Source organism: Citrobacter sp. Cpo109 (assembly GCF_030332565.1).
GTDB lineage: Bacteria > Pseudomonadota > Gammaproteobacteria > Enterobacterales > Enterobacteriaceae > Citrobacter > Citrobacter portucalensis.
On record NZ_JAOWHQ010000069.1, the window covers coordinates 125,637 to 143,043 of the forward strand.

Annotated in this window: 19 protein-coding genes; 6 read left to right on the plus strand and 13 right to left on the minus strand. The window is 51.2% G+C overall.

Annotated features, from left to right (window positions below):
• Positions 1–22: 22 nt before the first annotated feature.
• Genes citG through citC form a run of 6 tightly spaced genes read right to left on the minus strand, consistent with a single transcriptional unit; the run spans position 23 to position 5,271 of the window.
• On the minus strand, positions 23–928 hold the full coding sequence (citG, locus tag OGY71_RS18510) for a triphosphoribosyl-dephospho-CoA synthase CitG (RefSeq protein ID WP_164563012.1): 906 nt from the start codon (positions 926–928) through the stop codon (positions 23–25).
• Positions 897–1,451 carry a citrate lyase holo-[acyl-carrier protein] synthase gene (gene citX / locus OGY71_RS18515; protein WP_126955861.1) on the minus strand — a complete coding sequence of 185 codons (555 nt, stop codon included), beginning with the start codon at positions 1,449–1,451 and terminating at the stop codon, positions 897–899. Before citX ends, citG begins: the two co-directional genes overlap by 32 nt.
• 3 nt (positions 1,452–1,454) lie before the next feature.
• Positions 1,455–2,987, minus strand: a complete 1,533-nt coding sequence (gene citF / locus OGY71_RS18520) for a citrate lyase subunit alpha (RefSeq protein WP_164563011.1) — start codon at positions 2,985–2,987, stop codon at positions 1,455–1,457.
• 9 nt (positions 2,988–2,996) lie between these two features.
• The gene (locus tag OGY71_RS18525) at positions 2,997–3,905 is read right to left on the minus strand and encodes an aldolase/citrate lyase family protein (protein WP_003831275.1); all 909 of its coding nucleotides are present in this window, start codon (positions 3,903–3,905) and stop codon (positions 2,997–2,999) included.
• Complete coding sequence (citD, locus tag OGY71_RS18530) at positions 3,902–4,198, minus strand: citrate lyase acyl carrier protein (RefSeq protein WP_003831276.1); 297 nt, start codon at positions 4,196–4,198, stop codon at positions 3,902–3,904. The genes OGY71_RS18525 and citD overlap by 4 nt, the downstream gene beginning before the upstream one ends.
• The gene (citC, locus tag OGY71_RS18535; RefSeq protein WP_048214699.1) at positions 4,195–5,271 is read right to left on the minus strand and encodes a [citrate (pro-3S)-lyase] ligase; all 1,077 of its coding nucleotides are present in this window, start codon (positions 5,269–5,271) and stop codon (positions 4,195–4,197) included. The genes citD and citC overlap by 4 nt, the downstream gene beginning before the upstream one ends.
• Positions 5,272–5,662: 391 nt before the next feature.
• Between citC and dpiB the strand changes: the two genes are divergently transcribed.
• Entirely contained in the window at positions 5,663–7,324 is a 1,662-nt protein-coding gene (dpiB, locus tag OGY71_RS18540) for a sensor histidine kinase DpiB (protein ID WP_286613534.1), read from the plus strand.
• Entirely contained in the window at positions 7,293–7,973 is a 681-nt protein-coding gene (dpiA, locus tag OGY71_RS18545; RefSeq protein ID WP_003831279.1) for a two-component response regulator DpiA, read from the plus strand. The genes dpiB and dpiA overlap by 32 nt, the downstream gene beginning before the upstream one ends.
• A gap of 116 nt (positions 7,974–8,089) precedes the next feature.
• Here dpiA and dcuC read toward each other — a convergent pair whose 3' ends face one another.
• The gene (dcuC, locus tag OGY71_RS18550; RefSeq protein WP_003022136.1) at positions 8,090–9,475 is read right to left on the minus strand and encodes an anaerobic C4-dicarboxylate transporter DcuC; all 1,386 of its coding nucleotides are present in this window, start codon (positions 9,473–9,475) and stop codon (positions 8,090–8,092) included.
• Between the two features lie 462 nt (positions 9,476–9,937).
• On the opposite strand from dcuC, the gene pagP reads away from it, so the two are divergent.
• Entirely contained in the window at positions 9,938–10,501 is a 564-nt protein-coding gene (gene pagP / locus OGY71_RS18555; protein WP_003831280.1) for a lipid IV(A) palmitoyltransferase PagP, read from the plus strand.
• Positions 10,502–10,690: 189 nt separating this feature from the next.
• Positions 10,691–10,900: a transcription antiterminator/RNA stability regulator CspE gene (gene cspE / locus OGY71_RS18560; protein WP_000034825.1), complete on the plus strand. Its 210-nt coding sequence runs from the start codon at positions 10,691–10,693 to the stop codon at positions 10,898–10,900.
• A 52-nt stretch (positions 10,901–10,952) separates the two neighbouring features.
• Here cspE and crcB read toward each other — a convergent pair whose 3' ends face one another.
• On the minus strand, positions 10,953–11,336 hold the full coding sequence (gene crcB, locus OGY71_RS18565; protein WP_003831281.1) for a fluoride efflux transporter CrcB: 384 nt from the start codon (positions 11,334–11,336) through the stop codon (positions 10,953–10,955).
• 90 nt (positions 11,337–11,426) lie between these two features.
• On the opposite strand from crcB, the gene OGY71_RS18570 reads away from it, so the two are divergent.
• The gene (locus tag OGY71_RS18570) at positions 11,427–12,215 is read left to right on the plus strand and encodes a deaminated glutathione amidase (protein ID WP_048214698.1); all 789 of its coding nucleotides are present in this window, start codon (positions 11,427–11,429) and stop codon (positions 12,213–12,215) included.
• A 128-nt stretch (positions 12,216–12,343) separates the two neighbouring features.
• Positions 12,344–12,547 carry a twin-arginine translocase subunit TatE gene (gene tatE / locus OGY71_RS18575; protein ID WP_003022699.1) on the plus strand — a complete coding sequence of 68 codons (204 nt, stop codon included), beginning with the start codon at positions 12,344–12,346 and terminating at the stop codon, positions 12,545–12,547.
• A 98-nt stretch (positions 12,548–12,645) separates the two neighbouring features.
• On the opposite strand, the gene lipA is transcribed toward tatE, so the two are convergent.
• The 5 genes from lipA to rlpA form a co-directional block, all read right to left on the minus strand.
• Positions 12,646–13,611, minus strand: a complete 966-nt coding sequence (lipA, locus tag OGY71_RS18580) for a lipoyl synthase (RefSeq protein WP_003022702.1) — start codon at positions 13,609–13,611, stop codon at positions 12,646–12,648.
• A 206-nt stretch (positions 13,612–13,817) separates the two neighbouring features.
• Positions 13,818–14,459, minus strand: coding sequence for a lipoyl(octanoyl) transferase LipB (gene lipB / locus OGY71_RS18585; RefSeq protein ID WP_003831286.1), 642 nt, complete (start codon positions 14,457–14,459; stop codon positions 13,818–13,820).
• A gap of 114 nt (positions 14,460–14,573) precedes the next feature.
• Positions 14,574–14,837 (minus strand): DUF493 family protein YbeD, encoded by a 264-nt coding sequence (gene ybeD, locus OGY71_RS18590; protein WP_003022706.1) that lies wholly within the window; start codon positions 14,835–14,837, stop codon positions 14,574–14,576.
• Positions 14,838–14,943: 106 nt separating this feature from the next.
• Entirely contained in the window at positions 14,944–16,155 is a 1,212-nt protein-coding gene (dacA, locus tag OGY71_RS18595) for a D-alanyl-D-alanine carboxypeptidase DacA (protein WP_003022711.1), read from the minus strand.
• Between the two features lie 142 nt (positions 16,156–16,297).
• On the minus strand, positions 16,298–17,407 hold the full coding sequence (gene rlpA, locus OGY71_RS18600) for an endolytic peptidoglycan transglycosylase RlpA (RefSeq protein ID WP_286613535.1): 1,110 nt from the start codon (positions 17,405–17,407) through the stop codon (positions 16,298–16,300).

Consider the following 17,407-nt stretch of genomic DNA (forward strand, 5'->3'; position numbering starts at 1 on the left):
TGTGATTCTCCGGAAAGGATCTTTAATTGTGATAATGATGAACTTGTGAAATCTGAGCTAAAAACCAGGTGACGATCAGCAGATCGGCGCAGCCTCCGGGACTGAGGTTGCGTTCAATGCACTGTTGGTCGAACTGGTGTAGATATTCGAGATCGGCAGGGGTACGAATCCCCCCTTGCTGCATCAGGGCGGTGGCCTGCTGCTGTAGCCAACGCAGACCTTCTGCGCCGCCACGTGAAGCCACGTTGGTGTCGCCGTTGATAGACATCAGCAGCAATAATGTGTCGAGTAACGCCAGTTCAGGGTCGCGGCCCTGAGTCAGCAGTGCGCGGTAGTGCGGCAGGGCATGCTGGATGACTAGCGGATATCCCGCTTCGGCTTCGCCCCGTGCGCCGGTTAATCCCAGTTGCTGATAAAGACGTTGGCCAGCCGTGAGTTGTTGATTGTTCTGGCGCAGTTCGCGCTCGGTCAGGCCACGGCAAAATGTTGCTGCCGTAGAGCAAATGGTTTCAGCGGTAACAGTGAGTTGGAGCTGGTGCAGGCGGCCAATGGCGGCGCACAGCAGTCCCAGTGAAAAGATGCTCCCTTTATGGGTGTTCACCCCGGCGGTGGCGCGGAACATATCGGCTTCGCAGGCCATGCCCAGAGGGCGCAGTCCTTTCAATACATCCTCAGGCGACAGCTGTGCGCTAAACGCCCCATATTCAATAAAACGTGGCAGCCATGACCGAATCGCTTCAGCGCTGCGATGAAAATCTTCCAGCGCCATATCTTTATGCGCGCCGTTGTTAATACGATCTACCAGACCGGGTTTGGGCGACAGGTTGACTTCAGTCAACATGGCGCGCCACGCAAGCGTTGCGTAAGCATCAGGCAGATCCAGAGGGAGGACTGCGTTATTGGTTGATGTTGCGGGAATCGGCATCATGCAGCAGTGCCTCCATCTGAGTGAGTAAGTCGGAAAGCGCGTGGGTTTTACCCCGCGCACAGTCGGCAGCACTTTGCTCGCACAGCAGACAGCGGCGGGCAGGGAGTGCGAAATGACGCCGGGACAGAATTTCCCCTTCAGGGGTCAGGACATCGATGTCCCATAGCCGTCCCAGCGGGTGTGAATGCTCAAGTTCAATTGTGGCGAGCTTGAGGTCGTGGGCTGGAGCCTCAATAGACAAAAGACCTTCTGGACCGCTGGCAGAAACCAGCGCTGTTTGCTCCCTGACAATCCAGGTGGATTGTTCCGCCAACGCGAGCAAGGCGGTTACGCCGTGATTAAAGATACGACGGGTTAATTCGCTGTCTTTAATCGGTCCCGGTGCGACGACGGTAAACGAGACCAGCGGCGCAGAGTGGCGTGTCAGCCACTCCTGTTGCCTTGCCTGTCTCTCATCGCGGCTGGCGAGCAGCTCGGGAATGGAAACCTCGTGTCGGGTGGCGTATTCAGGGAGCAGGTGCATGGTTTATTCCTTCACCTGATGCACAACGTCAATCACTGAACCATCGCGGTAACGCACAACGGCAATCACGCGGTCAGTGAATTCGATAGCGCGTGGCTGACCGGTGAGCTGCTGTGCACGTTCGCGCAGCCATTCAATGGACACCACTTTCATACCGGCTTCTTTCAGACGTTCTGCCAGTTCCGGACGTGCAGGGTTGACGGCGATACCGTGGTCAGTGACCAGAATGTCAACGCTGGAGCCTGGGGTTACGCAGGTCAGCACGTTATCAACCAGGGTCGGGATGCGTCCGCGAACCAGCGGCGCGACGATGATAGACAGCGCAGCGGCAACCGCGGTATCGCAGTGACCACCGGATGCGCCGCGCAGTACGCCGTCAGAACCGGTCAGTACGTTAACGTTGAAGCTGGTATCAACTTCCAGCGCGCTGAGCACCACGACGTCCAGACGATCGACGGATGCGCCTTTTGAGCCCCAGTTGGCATACTGGTTGGCACTGATCTCAATGTGGTTTGGATTGCGGGCCAGCGATTCTGCGGCGTTACGGTCAAAACTCTGAACGTCCAGCAGTTTGCGAATCAGGCCTTTTTCGTGCAGGTCAACGATGGTAGCGGTAATGCCGCCCAGCGCGAAGTCGGCACGGATATCGCGGCTGCGCATTTTGTCTTCCAGGAAACGCGTAACGGCCAGAGAGGCGCCGCCGGTTCCTGTCTGCAGTGAGAAGCCTTCGTTGAAGTAGCCGGAATTAGCAATGACCTCAGCCGCGCTACGGGCGATTAACAGTTCACGCGGGTTGGTGGTCATGCGGGTCGCATCGGCACCAATTTTGTCCGCATCGCCGACCTGATCGATCTGCACGATCAGATCTACCTGATCCTGCGTAATGCTGGCCGGGTTATGCGGATAGGGCAGCAGCTGTTCAGTCAGCAGGACAACCTGTTTCGCGTTTTCGGCGTCTACGCGGGCATAGCCCAGTGAGCCGCAGCACGCTTTACCGGTATAACCGTTGGCGTTGCCAAACTGGTCGCAGGACGGCACGCCGAGGAACGCCACATCAATGCTGAGTTCGCCACTTTGCACCAGGTGCACGCGGCCACCGTGGGAGTGAATTTGTACCGGTTCGGCTAGCAGGCCACGTGAGATTTCTTCCGCCAGCGGGCCACGCAGACCGGAGGTATAAATGCGGCTAACCACGCCCTGACGGATGTGCTCAACCAGCGGAGCATGGCAGTCGCTCAGAGAGCTGGAGGCCAGCGTCAGATTTTTAAAGCCCATATTGGCGATGGCGTCCATCACCAGGTTAATCGTCAGATCGCCACCACGAAAAGCGTGGTGGAAAGAGATAGTCATACCATCCTGTAAACCTGAACGACGAATAGCGTCTTCCAGGTTAGTGCACAGCTTTTTGTCGCGCGGTTTTTGCGCCTGCAATTCTACTTTTGCGGTGCTCTGATAAGCGGAAAGCTCACTTTCTGCATGACGGCTCCAGGTCGCCACGCGATCCTGGCGTTGAGACTGTTCGATTTTCTGCGTCATTTTTTTGCCTTATTCTTCGCGAATGCCGGAAAGTTCTGCACGGGAGATAACCAGAAGGGCGCGCTCGATAACCGGGCTGTCGACCATTTTGCCGTTCAGGGAAACTACGCCACGACCTTCGCGAGCAGCGGCTTCAGCGGCTTCCACAACCAGACGGGCGTGAGCCAGCTCTTTGCGCGTTGGGGCGTACAGGTTATGCAGGAGTTCGATCTGGCGCGGGTTGATGAGCGATTTGCCGTCAAAACCCAACTGCTTGATGTGTGCGGCTTCGTGCAGGAAACCCGCTTCGTTGTTGGCATCGGAATACACGGTGTCGAACGCCTGAATACCGGCAGAACGTGCAGCCTGCAAAATAGAGCAGCGGGCAAACAGCAGTTCAGTACCTTCCGGTGAGCGCTCAGTGCGCAGGTTACGTACATAGTCTTCCGCACCCAGGGCAATACCGATCAGACGTTCGGAAGCATGGGCAATTTCTACCGCGCGGGTAATGCCTAACGGCGATTCGATGGCGGCTAACAGACCGGTGCTGCCTGGCTCACGGCCACAGGCGTTTTCGATACGCAGAATTTCGCTTTCGATGTCGATGACATCCTGCGCGGTATCGGTCTTCGGTAAACGTACGATGTCAGCACCGCCGCGTACCACAGCTTCAAGGTCGTTGATTCCCCATTCGGAGTCGAGTGCGTTTACACGCACGATGGTTTCAACGTCGTGATACAGCGGATGCTGCAGCGCGTGGTACACCATGCGGCGAGCGGTATCTTTTTCACGCAACGCGACAGAGTCTTCCAGGTCGAACATCAGCGCATCTGCCGGGTAGATGAACGAGTTGCTGACCATGGCGGCATTGGCGCCCGGTACGAACAACATGCTGCGGCGAGTACGGGTTTTACGTTGTTGCAAAGATTCGGAAATCACTGGCAATCCTCCCATGGCAGTGCCGGAATACCGCCAGCGCGGGCCAGTAGTGCTTCCAGTCGCGCACGTAAAATGCAGTCCAGTGCGCCTTTATCATCAACATTCAATTGCACGCCGCGTACGTTGTAGCGGGACAGAACGTCCAGAATGGTGGCCCGTATGGCATCACCGAACTGCTTTTCGACGCTACTGTTAACCTGCAGGTCAATATCCTGCGAATCGAGTGGGGCGATGCGAATCATCACATCACCGGACTCGAGTGTGCCTGCGACGGCTGCCTGGTTTATTTTCATTTTTCACCTGTTGCTAATGCGGGGGTATTTTGGCGGACTGCCGCACCCGATGAGGCTCGTTCAACCATGCTTTGCAGATACTGCAGCGTGGCGTCAGGGACCAGGGATGCGATAGCCGTGAGATCTTTTTTAACCAGCAGCTTGCGCACCCAGGAGGCGGAAATCGGCATCTCCTGGAAGCACAGCCGCTCAATTTCCACCAGTTCAATCGGTGGGGCGGGAAGCATTGGGGTCTCCAGCCAGTAACGCATATCGTTGTTATACTGGGAGGTGACGGTGCAATACGGCTCAGTACCGACGAAGCGGTGCGTGACGCCGAGAGCCGGAGCCAGATACTGGCGGAAGATTTTCAGGTCTATTTCGGTGTAGCAGTGGTTAATAACGCTCTGCTCTTTGATGAAGTAACACGGGAATGTGGCGCGGGAAATGATGTACTCCGAACCGCGATGCACGGTTAAACGCGGAATGTCTTTTGTTCCTTTAAGCACCAGATCCAGGCGGTCTTCATACGGAAAACGTGAGGTATCTTCTTTCACCAAAAATAGATGCAGCCAGTCACATTGCGCGGCCGCCTGTTGGATCAGAAAACGGTGTCCGTTGGTGAAGGGGTTGGCGTTCATGACGATACAGCCAATTTTTTTCCCATCATGACGCTGTTTTGCCAGTGACTCGGCGTAGCGTTTCAGACGTGTGGTGCTGTTTTCCATCAATACCATAATGCCGGGAACGCTGGTGAGCGTAGAAAAACCGCACTGTTTAAACAGCGATTCGTACTCGGTTTTGGTATAGATGAAGAGGTGCGTACAATGGCGTTCATAGGCAAGGTTGATTAACTCAGTCGCCAGCGTTAGCGCTAAGCCCTCGCCACGGACAGATTCACAGATTGCGACACACTTAATAATATTCCCAGCGATACCACCGCAGGCAATCAGACGGTCGTCACGGGTGACGGTGATAAATACTTCGACGGTCGTATCTACGCTCAAATCATTCTCTTTCAGAAATTGCGCGATAGCCGCCATCTTTTTATTTTCTGAGCGTTTAACTTGCGTGAATATATTATTACCGAACATAGTGAATAGAGCCCCGATGCTATATTTGTTACTGGGTTTCTGTTTTTGTTGCTCTGTTTAGCAACCTGATAACGTTTTGTTTGCAATTGAAGGGAATGGTTTTTTATTACGGAGTATTTCTTTTTTTCCCTGATGCATACATCGTAAGGGGTATTTTGGAGGTAATTTTTGATTTATTTCACAATAAGTTAGAAGGTTTTAATGTGTTTTATGGTTTTAAGTTTTTTAATTAATTTAACCCTAAAATAAGGTGTGGTTTTAATTTGTTTAATTGATTTAAGGTGGGGAATCTGCAACGATCATGTTTTATACCATAACGTGTAAATAGAACATTTTAATTACAACTACAATGAGAAATTAGTTTTAGTTAACGTCGGTGAGGAAAAATGTGATGACAGAACAGAAAAATAAAACACGGTTTCCTTTTTTCCGCAGTCTGGCGTTTCCTTTACGTATCTTTCTGCTTATTCTGGTCGTTTCTGTTTTTATCATTGCCGCCCTGGCACAATACTTTACCGCCAGCTTTGAAGATTATCTGGCAACGCATGTCCGCGATATGGCAATGAATCAGGCCAAAATCATCGCCTCTAACGACAGTATCATCACGGCGGTTAAGCATCGTGATTACAAGCGGCTGGCGACGATTGCCGACAAACTGCAGAGCGGAACTGACTTCGACTATGTGGTTATCGGGGATACCAACTCCATTCGTCTATATCATCCGAACCCGGAAAAGATTGGCTATCCGATGCAGTTCACCAAACCCGGCGCGCTGGAAAAAGGGGAGAGCTACTTTATTACCGGTAAAGGGTCCATCGGGATGGCAATGCGCGCTAAAACGCCCATCTTTGATGACGATGGCAAAATCATTGGCGTAGTCTCAATTGGTTATCTGATCAGCAAAATCGATAGCTGGCGATCGGACTTCTTACTTCCGATGGCCGGCGTGTTTATCCTGCTGTTGCTGGTACTTATGCTGCTCTCCTGTTTTTTCGCTGCCCATATTCGTCGGCAGATGTTGGGTATGGAACCGAAACAAATTGCGCGGGTGGTACGTCAGCAGGAAGCGTTGTTTAGCTCGGTATATGAAGGATTGATTGCCGTGGATCCTGATGGATATATCACCGCAATAAATCGCAGTGCGAGGAAAATGCTGGGGCTGTCTTCACCTGGGAGAAAGTGGCTTGGAAAACCGGTGAGTGAGGTGGTTCAGCCAGCGGACTTTTTCACCCAACAGATTGCGGAAAAACGACAGGATGCGATGGTCAACTTTAATGGACTGAGCGTTATCGCCAACCGTGAGGCGATTCGCTCCGGTGACGAACTGCTTGGGGCAATCATCAGTTTTCGTAGTAAAGATGAAATTGCTACTCTTAATGCGCAGTTAACGCAGATCAAACAGTATGTAGAGAGCCTGAGAACGCTGCGTCATGAGCACCTGAACTGGATGTCGACCATCAATGGTCTGCTGCAAATGAAAGAGTATGACAAGGTTCTGGCCATGGTGCAGGGAGAATCCCAGGCGCAACAGCAACTGATTGACAGCCTGCGCGGCGCGTTTGCCGATCGTCAGGTAGCCGGTCTGTTGTTTGGCAAGGTGCAGCGCGCGCGGGAACTGGGTCTCACCATGACTATTGTTCCGGGCAGCCAACTGCATCAACTCCCCGAGGGGCTGGATAGCACAGAGTTTGCAGCAATTGTTGGCAATCTGCTTGATAATGCATTTGAAGCGAGCTTGCGCACCCAGCAAGGCAACAAGGTCGTAGAGCTTTATTTGAGCGATGAAGGGGATGACGTGATCATCGAAGTTGCCGATCAGGGATGCGGTGTGCCGGAAACATTGCGTGAAAAAATATTTGAACAGGGTGTGAGCACCCGTACCGATGAACCAGGTGAACATGGCATCGGTTTGTATCTTATTGCAAGTTATGTGAGGCGCTGTGACGGGGTGATTACGCTCGAAGATAACTCCCCCTGCGGCACCTTATTTTCTTTATTTCTTCCGAAAGTGAAAAAAAACAATGACGGAACCATTAACGCTATTGATCGTTGAGGATGAAACGCTACTGGCGGAAATGCATGCTGAATATATCCGCCATATACCCGGCTTCAGCCAGATTTGGCTGGCGGGTAATCTTGCGCAGGCGAGGATGATGATTGAGCGTTTTAAGCCCGGTTTGATTCTGCTCGATAACTACTTGCCGGACGGCAAGGGAATTACCTTATTGCATGAGCTAACCCAGGCGCGTTATCCGGGCGGTGTGGTGTTTACCACGGCGGCCAGCGACATGGAAACAGTCTCCGAAGCTGTGCGCAGCGGCGCGTTTGATTACCTGGTCAAACCCATTGCCTACGAGCGGCTGGGGCAGACCCTGACGCGTTATCAACAGCGTCGACGCATGTTGGCCGGTAATGATAGCGCCAGTCAAAAGCAGATAGATGAGATGTTTAATGCCTACGCGCGGGGCGAGCCGAAAGGGGATTTACCGACCGGGATTGATGCGTTAACGCTGAATGCAGTGTTGAAATTATTCGCCGATCCGACGGTACACCATACAGCAGAAACGATCGCCCAGGCGCTCACCATCAGCCGAACGACTTCCAGACGCTACCTGGAGTACTGTGCCAGCCGTCATTTGATTATTGCGGAGATTATTCACGGTAAGGTGGGTAGGCCGCAGCGTATCTATCACGGCGGCTAAATGCTAATTTCTGACGTAGGCCGGATAAGATGCTTTAGCATCGACATCCGGCAACGTTGCAGTCGAAATGCCGGATGCGGCGTGAATGCCTTATCCGGCCTACATTTCACTGAGTATCAGCCGCCAACGACGGCTGAAGAAGAGCCTGGTACCATCACTTCAGTTGCGATAATCACAACCAACAGCCCAACCAGAACCGGAACCGAAGTACGTTTCACCACTTCGAACGGAGAAATCTTCGCCATACCTGCAACAGCAACCACCACGCCGGAGACCGGGGAGATTGTGCGTCCAAGGTTTGACGCCTGCAGCATCGGGATAACAAGGTAAGCAGGGTTAATGCCGGAGGAATGCGCCAGCTTAGGGATCATCTCAACGAAGGCATAGAACGGAGCGTTACCGGAACCCGTAGTCATTGCCGCCAGCATAGTCAGGATCACCAGCACCATCATCAGAATAATGCTCGCCGAACCAAACGAGGTGGCGATAGAAATCAGACTCTGAATAAAGCCGATTGTGCTCAGACCCTGGGCAAAAACACCCGCAGCGACTAACAACATCACCACGTTAGCAAAGGCATCCGCCATGCCACGGTAAGCGACTTCCAGACCAGAGAAAACCTTTTGGGTGTTGAACCCACGTACGAACTCCAGAATAGCTGCGATGAGCATGCACAGAACCAGAATCGTAATGATATGCAGCTGCGGGCCCCATTTACCATCAAAAATCAGGACGCCAACAATCGGGGTAAACGGCAGAATGGCGTAAAATGACGGGGCAGTCGTGGTGATTTCAGCTACATCTAACATTTCATGAGAAATGTTCTCTTTTTTATCCAGAAAACGCTGCCAGAAAAAGTGGGCAATCGCCATAGCAATGATGGCGGCAATGGAAATTGGCAGCGTGGTTTTAAAGGCGAAATCGATCAGCGGCATTTCCGCAGCTTTTGCCGCCAGCACCACATCACCGGATGTTGGTGAAAGAATAATTGCAGCAGGGGAGGCGCAAATGGCCGCTGCGGCGCCACGGCTGATCCCTACGTTAACCATGACCGGGAACAGTGTTGCCATCAGCAATACGCCCAGACCGGTTGCTGACGAAACCGCCAGTGACATCAGGCAGGCGACAAAATAGGCGGCAATCATTAGCAGGTAAGGAGAGTTGATGTATTGCAGAGGCTTGGAGGCCAGCTTAACGACCATATCGTTCGCGCCAATATGGGTCATATAAGCGGCAAAACCACACAGCATCATGATCATCATGCCGAGATCGCCACCACGGCTCATCAGCAAAATTTTAATATATTCAACAATGTCTGTTGCCGTATAGCCTGTCGATGCCGCGCTGGACGGCAAAACTTTATGCCCCATCAGCGCACTGATAATCAGCAAAACCAGACCGCCAACAAACAGTACGCCTGTCGCGGAATAACCTTTAATGATGTAGCGCGCTACACCCACAATAACCACAACCCCAATAAGGAGTTCAATAAATGTCAACATCGTTTCCCCTGTCGCATTGCTGCCCAGAAAGTAAAAAAACTAAAAAAAGTAAAAAGTGGTGACAGAATGTGCCTAATAAACCGATAACTCTTGCTGATTAAAATCAATAAAAATACGGATTCAAGCGATGGCTAAGCCGTTTTTTCAGCATCGTGGTTAAAAAAAGAATCTCACAATAAGAAACTGTGAAGCGCAGCGCTGATGTATGTGTTTTGTGGTGATATTGATTGTTAATTGTTAATTTATTGTGATGATATTTAACTTTTTTCGGAGGAAAGAACAATTTATTGGCAATAAAGAGAAAATAGTTCCTATTAGATGGCTCAATAAACTCATGGATAATTATCTTAAAAATTATAGGCTGAGGATTATTCTGATTTTTTAGCTGCGCATTTTTGTTAAGCTAACATTAAGGTTGGGTTTGCTACAATTAATAATAAATCCCAGGATGGTAATTAAGTTGTGATTGTCGCTAAACGATATTTTCTCATTTTTTCATTTCTTTTTATTCAGTTAGCTTTCATTCCCCAGGGCGCTGCTGAAGATAAAGGTTGGTTCGCTACTTTTAAAGACAATGTCAGTGAAACCTGGCAGCAGCCAGAACATTATGATCTGTACGTGCCGGCTATTACCTGGCATGCGCGTTTTGCTTATGATAAAGAAAAAACGGATCGCTACAATGAACGCCCATGGGGGGCGGGCTTTGGTCAATCCCGTTGGGATGATAAAGGTAACTGGCACGGGCTTTATATAATGGCCTTTAAGGATTCCTACAATAAATGGGAACCCATTGGTGGTTATGGCTGGGAAAAAACCTGGCGACCGCTGGCAGATGAAAATTTCCATACAGGTCTCGGTTTTACCGCTGGTTTTACCGCGCGCGATAACTGGAACTACATTCCGGTACCCGTGCTGTTACCGCTGGCATCGATAGGGTATGGTCCGGCAACGTTCCAGATGACCTACATTCCGGGAACGTACAACAACGGTAACGTCTACTTTGCATGGATGCGTTTCCAGTTTTGATGGACTACCTGTATTGTCAGGTGGATTATTAAAAAGTCTTTTAAAAACAGTGTTATATTAACTTTAACTGAAAAATAACGCGACATTTATCACTTTTTGATAAAGTTCGACTGGACAAAGTCCACCACAATTGTTGTACTGATACCCGACACAGCATTTGTGTCTATTTTTCATGTAAAGGTAATTTTGATGTCTAAGATTAAAGGTAACGTTAAGTGGTTTAATGAGTCCAAAGGATTCGGTTTCATTACTCCGGAAGATGGCAGCAAAGACGTGTTCGTACACTTCTCTGCAATCCAGACCAATGGTTTTAAAACTCTGGCTGAAGGTCAGCGTGTAGAGTTCGAAATCACTAACGGTGCCAAAGGCCCTTCTGCTGCAAACGTAATCGCTCTGTAAGCATACGACAGCAAGCATTCAAAACCCGCTTAATTGCGGGTTTTTTTTCGCTTCAGTGCGCGGGAGAGGCTGAAACCAGCCAGAATGCCAGGGCGGTCATCGCAAATGATCCCAACAGATTAACCAGTACATTCACCATAGCCCAACCAAAGCGTCCTTCCTGTAGCAAAAACACCACCTCAGCTGAGAAAGTGGAGAACGTTGTTAGTCCCCCGCAAAAGCCAGTGGTAATCAGTACCTTCCACATTGGATCAATGTTAGTCATGCGATTAAACCACGCCAGACCCATACCAATGATAAATGCGCCAAGTAAGTTTGCAGCCAGCGTACCGAATGGGATGGCCTGATGGAGCGGGTTAAACCTCATGCTCAACATCCATCTTGCTACACTACCTGTACCACCACCGATAAAAACCGCTAAAAGGAGTTGTAACACTGCATAATCCTGCTATTTGATTGTATATAGGATGAGTGTAACGCTGAATAATCGTGGTTGGCGAGCCTAACAACGTTTTCTGGAGGGAATATGTTCGTTGCAGCAGGGCAATTTGCCGTGGGACCTTCATGGGAAAAAAATGCAGAAACCTGCGTCTTATTGATGTCACAGGCTGCAGGAGAGGGGGCGTCGCTGCTGGTATTACCGGAGGCGCTTCTGGCCCGTGACGATCTGGACCCAGACCTATCAGTGAAATCAGCTCAACTGCTGGAGGGCGGATTTTTGACGCGCTTGCTGCGAGAAAGCGCGCAAAACGAGATGACGACAATCCTGACGATTCATGTTCCTTCTGTGCCAGGCCGGGCGTTTAACATGCTGGTGGCGCTAAGGGCAGGTCAGGTCGTGGCCCATTACGCTAAATTACATCTCTATGATGCCTTTTCGATTCAGGAGTCACGTAATGTTGATGCAGGGGACGCCATAGCGCCGCTGCTGGACGTAGACGGGTTAAAAGTAGGGTTAATGACCTGTTATGATCTGCGCTTTCCTGAGCTGGCGCTGGTGCACGCATTGCAGGGAGCGGAAATTCTTGTCTTACCCGCAGCCTGGGTTCGGGGATCGCTTAAAGAGCATCACTGGGCTACGCTTTTGGCGGCAAGAGCGTTAGATGCGACGTGTTACCTGATTGCGGCGGGAGAGTGCGGTAACAAGAATATCGGCCAAAGCAGGGTCATCGACCCCTTTGGTGTGACCATTGCTGCTGCGGCAGAAACGCCCGCGCTAATTATGGCCGAGGTTTCCGCCGAGCGGGTGAGGCAGGTTAGGGCACAACTCCCGGTGTTAAGTAACCGACGCTTTGCGCCACCGCAATTATTATGACGTTTTTTTAAACAAGGCTTGATTCACCTTGTTACAGATTGCTATTGTGTGCGCGCGTCGAAAGGCCGTTAATATTCTCAGGTTAATATGGCGCTTTATGCAGCCTGGTTTAAGTCAAGAAGGTATCTATGGGTGAGATTAGTATTACCAAACTGCTGGTGGTTGCCGCACTGGTTGTTCTGCTGTTTGGTACCAAGAAGTTACGTACACTGGGTGGAGACCTGGGAACGGCAATCAAGGGCTTCAAGAAAGCAATGAATGACGATAATGCCGATGCTAAGAAAGATGCTGATGGTAGCGTTCAGGCTGAGAAGCTTTCTCATAAAGAGTAATGTCAGGAGCATGATGCTCATACTGCATACTCTGCATGAAAAAAAACCGGCAATTTGCCGGTTTTTTTATTGCCGAAATGTAAGTGAGTATTACACGATCACTTCACTTCCAGCCCTTTGGCCTGCATGTCAGCATGGTATGAAGAGCGAACGAATGGACCGCAGGCTGCATGGGTAAAGCCCATGGCCATAGCTTCGGCTTTCATCTCATCGAACTCATCCGGGCTCACATAGCGTTGAACCGGCAGGTGATGGCGGCTTGGCTGTAAATACTGTCCCAATGTCAGCATGGTGACACCATGGCTGCGCAGGTCACGCATGACTTCAATGATTTCCGCATTGGTTTCGCCCAGACCGACCATCAGACCTGATTTGGTTGGAATCTCCGGGTGCGCTTCCTTGAAACGTTCCAGAAGCTTCAGTGACCAGTTGTAGTCAGCCCCAGGGCGTACATTGCGATAAATGCGCGGTACGTTTTCGAGGTTGTGGTTAAACACATCCGGCGGCGTGGCGGTGAGGATATCCAACGCGCGATCCATACGACCACGGAAGTCAGGCACCAGCGTTTCGATTTTAATCGACGGGCTTTTCTCACGAATAGCGGTGATGCAGTCAGCAAAGTGCTGAGCGCCGCCGTCACGCAGATCGTCGCGGTCAACGGAGGTAATGACGACATAGCGCAGCGCCATGTCAGCAATCGTCTGAGCAAGTTTTAACGGCTCGTTAGCATCAGGAGCAACCGGACGGCCATGGGCAACGTCACAGAATGGGCAACGGCGGGTACAGATTGCGCCGAGGATCATAAAGGTTGCAGTTCCGTGATTGAAACATTCAGCCAGGTTAGGGCAGGAAGCTTCTTCGCAGACAGAGTGCAGGCCATTTTTGCGCATTGCCGCTTTGATGCCCTGGATGCGAGTGGAGTCCGCTGGCAGTTTTATTTTCATCCATTCCGGTTTACGCAGCAGGGCTTCACGCTCTGTTGCCACATTTTTTACCGGGATAAGAGCCATCTTATCGGCATCGCGGTATTTAACACCGCGTTCCATCACAATGGGTTTACTCATAGCTTGCGTGTTCCAGTTGCGAATTACGAAGGAAAGCGTTTCAATTCAAGGGAATGTTGCATTTATCAACTATTTTTGAATTAGTGATACGCAGTATATCATTGAAACGGGCCAGAAAGCAGCCTGACAGGCTGGCAAAATGTAAAATAGTTGTTGTTTTGTGCCATTTGCCACAACATATGCCGTGGCAAAGTATGCGCGTATTTTCAGTCCGCAATGTACTCGTGCGGTGGGTTACCCAACAGCGCCAGAATGTTGGCCAGCAGCCTTGGGCGAATGCTCTCGGTCGTGGCGGTGCTATCCCACTGCGATACCTTCGCCATTTCCATTCCGGCATAACCACAAGGATTGATACGCAGGAAAGGCGACAAGTCCATATCCACATTGAGCGCTAAGCCGTGAAATGAACAACCTTTACGAATACGTAACCCCAAAGAGCAGATTTTCTTCTCTCCAACGTATACGCCAGGCGCATCGGCTCGCGGGTGGGCGTCAATACCGATTTCCGCAAGGGTATTCACAACGGTTTGCTCCAGCAGCGTAACCAGTTCGCGAACGCCAAGTTTACGACGCTTCAGGTTCAACAGCACATACATGACTTGCTGGCCCGGCCCGTGATAAGTCACCTGACCGCCACGATCGCTCTGGATCACCGGAATATCTCCCGGCATCAGTACGTGCTCTGCTTTACCTGCCTGACCCTGGGTAAAAACAGGATAATGCTCTACCAGCCAGATTTCGTCATAACTGTTTTCATCGCGGGTATCGGTGAATTCGTGCATGGCCAGAGAAACTGGCTCGTAAGGTTGAAGACCGAGCTGGCGGACAAGAATTTTATCCTGATACAAAACGGCATCTCCGTAGATACTCACATAGAGTAGAGAATATAAAAGAGGGGGAAAAGTATATCACAGGGGGGAGGGGTTACCCGAGCGGGGATGCAGCGGGTAACCAACAGGTTTTTACAGTACCATGCGTACGATATCGATATTGCCTAATTCTTCGTACAGCGTTTCAACCTGCTCAATGTGTGTAGCAGTAATAGTGATTGAGACCGAGTGGTAGTTGCCTTTGCTGCTCGGTTTTACCGTCGGAGAGTAATCACCTGGCGCATGGCGCTGTACCACTTCAACCACCTGATCAACCAGCTCAGGCAACGCCTGCCCCATTACTTTGTAAGTAAATGGAGTAGGGAATTCAAGCAGTTCGTTAAGTTTGGTTTTCATGTCAGCTCCGGCGTTACATCAATAAATAATAACTCCCACAGCGCGTGGGAGTTATCTGGATACCTAGTATATGGGGACGTAAATCACACTTTCAAGTGTTCGATTTTTAGCCAAACCAGTGATGGAACATTAATTTAATGTAATCAATGATTTTCCCAAAGAAGTTGCCTTCAGGGATTTCCTGCAGGACTACCAGCGGGCGCTGCTCAATGGTTTTGCCATCCAACTGGAAGTTGATGGTGCCGACAACCTGGTTTTTCTGCAGCGGTGCGTGCAGTTCTGTGGTGTTCAGCACATAGCTTGCTTTCAGATCTTTCATGCGGCCGCGCGGAATAGTCAGGTAGACATCTTTATCTACGCCTAACGATGCACGATCGGTATTACCAAACCAGGCGGGCTCTGAAGCAAACTCTTTACCGACTTTCAGTGGGTTCACGGTTTCAAAGAAACGGAAGCCCCAGGTAAGCAGTTTTTTACTTTCGGTTTCACGACCTTTATAGGTGCGGCCACCCATGACGGCGGAGATCAGACGCATCTGACCTTCGGTTGCGGATGCAACGAGGTTATAGCCAGCCTTGTCGGTATGACCGGTTTTGATACCGTCGACATTCAGGCTGTTATCCCACAGCAGGCCGTTACGGTTTAACTGACGGATGCCGTTAAAGGTGAACTCTTTTTCTTTATAGATAGAGTATTCGTTAGGCACGTCGCGAATCAGCGCCTGACCAATCATCGCCATGTCGCGAGCCGAGCTGTACTGACCGTCAGCATCGAGACCATGAACGGTCTGGAAGTGGGTGTTTTTCAGGCCCAGCGCGTTCACATAGCTGTTCATCAGACCGACGAAAGCATCCTGGCTACCGGCTGCGAAGTCCGCCATTGCCACGCACGCGTCATTCCCGGATTGCAGGTTGATACCACGGATAAGCTGAGAAACAGGAACCTGCATGCCAGGTTTCAGGAACATCAATGATGAACCTTTAAAGACCGGGTTACCTGTAGCCCAGGCGTCATTGCCGACGGTGACCAGATCAGTTTCTTTGAATTTCCCGGCTTTCATCGCCTGGCCGATGACGTAGCTGGTCATCATTTTGGTCAGACTGGCGGGATCGCGGCGAGTGTCAGCGTTCTGTTCTGCCAGAACTTTGCCTGAATTGTAATCAATCAGGATATATGACTCCGCATCGATCTGCGGAACACCCGGGATCATGGTTTTAATATTCAGGTCATCGGCATGGGCAGCAGAGAGAGAAGCTGCGCAGAGAGCCGCGGTGAGCGCCATACGCTGCACGAAACGAGCGGAAAAAGTGGTCTTCATGGTCTGAACTACGACGTCCGTGATGAAATTAAAAAAAGTGCCCTACTATAGCAAATGCAAAACGGGCAGGCATCTGACTTTCCGCGTGACTTTGTTAATGTCATTTACAGAAACTGACAGTTCAGATACCTGATTTACGTTATTACACGCCGGTGATGAAGGACTGTAATTGCGCCTCGGCTTGAAGACGCTGCTGCAATGTGGAGGCTTCAGCTTTGCTGGCGAACGGCCCCATCTGGATACGCCAGACTGCGCCGTTTTGTACCACCCGACCTGGGACGCCAAATTGCTGGCTTAAACGTTTTTGATACTGCTGCGCACGCGACTGCTCGCTGACTGCGCCAACCTGAACCACGTAGCGTCCGTTGGCTACTGCCGCTGGCGCAGGTGCAGCGATGGCGGCTGGTGTTGCTGCTGGTGCGGTTGGTGTTACCGGTGCGGTGGTGGTCGGTTGCGGAGCCGGAGTCGGCTCGCTACCTTCCAGCACGCCAGCAGCGAGCGTGGTCGGCGCACCGAGGAATCCACTGCTGTTCACTGGCGCACCGGTTGTATCATCGCTTTTCAACGTGGAATTGCTGATCGGACGAATATCGCCTTGCGGCTGACCCGCATCCGATGGCGCAGGTATGCTGCCCATATTGCCACCGCCGCTTAAGTCAGGACGCGCGGGCAGGGCATAGGTTTGTTTCGCTACCGTGGTACAAGCCATTCCCGGCCCGGACAAGGAACCATCCTGGGCGACGATGATCGGGTCGATACGCACTTTGGTATTGTTGGAGGTATTCAGACGGTCGGCTGCTGCACGTGAAAGTGAAATCACGCGATCGTTGCCATAAGGGCCGCGATCGTTAATGCGCACGACAATCATCCTGCCATTAGCCAGGTTAGTTATTCTGGCATAGCTTGGGACTGGCAGCGTCGGATGCGCTGCGGTTAACTGCATCGGGTCGAACGCTTCACCAGACGCGGTTAAGTTGCTTCCGGGTTCCGCATCATAGATAGCGGCAAGCCCTGCCTGGCTAAAGCGGGAAGGGTCCTGGACGATTTTGTAGCTCTTACCATCACGCTGATAGTCCTGATTCGCCGTTGGGTTCAGGGGTTCAAAGCGCGGATCGGCCCCGCTGATTTCAACAATCGGACCATTACACACCGCAGGCTGCGGCGCGACAGCACCCTGTTGCTGACCATCATCACTCGAACACGCCGCGAGCATTCCTGCTGCGATGCAGATACCAAGCCACTGCTTACGCAT

Coding starts and splice junctions, on each gene's coding strand:
- citG (WP_164563012.1), bottom strand. CDS start 928: ATGATGCCGATTCCCGCAACATCAACCAATAACGCAGTCCTCCCTCTG.
- citX (WP_126955861.1), bottom strand. CDS start 1,451: ATGCACCTGCTCCCTGAATACGCCACCCGACACGAGGTTTCCATTCCC.
- citF (WP_164563011.1), bottom strand. CDS start 2,987: ATGACGCAGAAAATCGAACAGTCTCAACGCCAGGATCGCGTGGCGACC.
- citD (WP_003831276.1), bottom strand. CDS start 4,198: ATGAAAATAAACCAGGCAGCCGTCGCAGGCACACTCGAGTCCGGTGAT.
- citC (WP_048214699.1), bottom strand. CDS start 5,271: ATGTTCGGTAATAATATATTCACGCAAGTTAAACGCTCAGAAAATAAA.
- dpiB (WP_286613534.1), top strand. CDS start 5,663: ATGACAGAACAGAAAAATAAAACACGGTTTCCTTTTTTCCGCAGTCTG.
- dpiA (WP_003831279.1), top strand. CDS start 7,293: ATGACGGAACCATTAACGCTATTGATCGTTGAGGATGAAACGCTACTG.
- dcuC (WP_003022136.1), bottom strand. CDS start 9,475: ATGTTGACATTTATTGAACTCCTTATTGGGGTTGTGGTTATTGTGGGT.
- cspE (WP_000034825.1), top strand. CDS start 10,691: ATGTCTAAGATTAAAGGTAACGTTAAGTGGTTTAATGAGTCCAAAGGA.
- OGY71_RS18570 (WP_048214698.1), top strand. CDS start 11,427: ATGTTCGTTGCAGCAGGGCAATTTGCCGTGGGACCTTCATGGGAAAAA.
- tatE (WP_003022699.1), top strand. CDS start 12,344: ATGGGTGAGATTAGTATTACCAAACTGCTGGTGGTTGCCGCACTGGTT.
- lipA (WP_003022702.1), bottom strand. CDS start 13,611: ATGAGTAAACCCATTGTGATGGAACGCGGTGTTAAATACCGCGATGCC.
- ybeD (WP_003022706.1), bottom strand. CDS start 14,837: ATGAAAACCAAACTTAACGAACTGCTTGAATTCCCTACTCCATTTACT.
- dacA (WP_003022711.1), bottom strand. CDS start 16,155: ATGAAGACCACTTTTTCCGCTCGTTTCGTGCAGCGTATGGCGCTCACC.
- rlpA (WP_286613535.1), bottom strand. CDS start 17,407: ATGCGTAAGCAGTGGCTTGGTATCTGCATCGCAGCAGGAATGCTCGCG.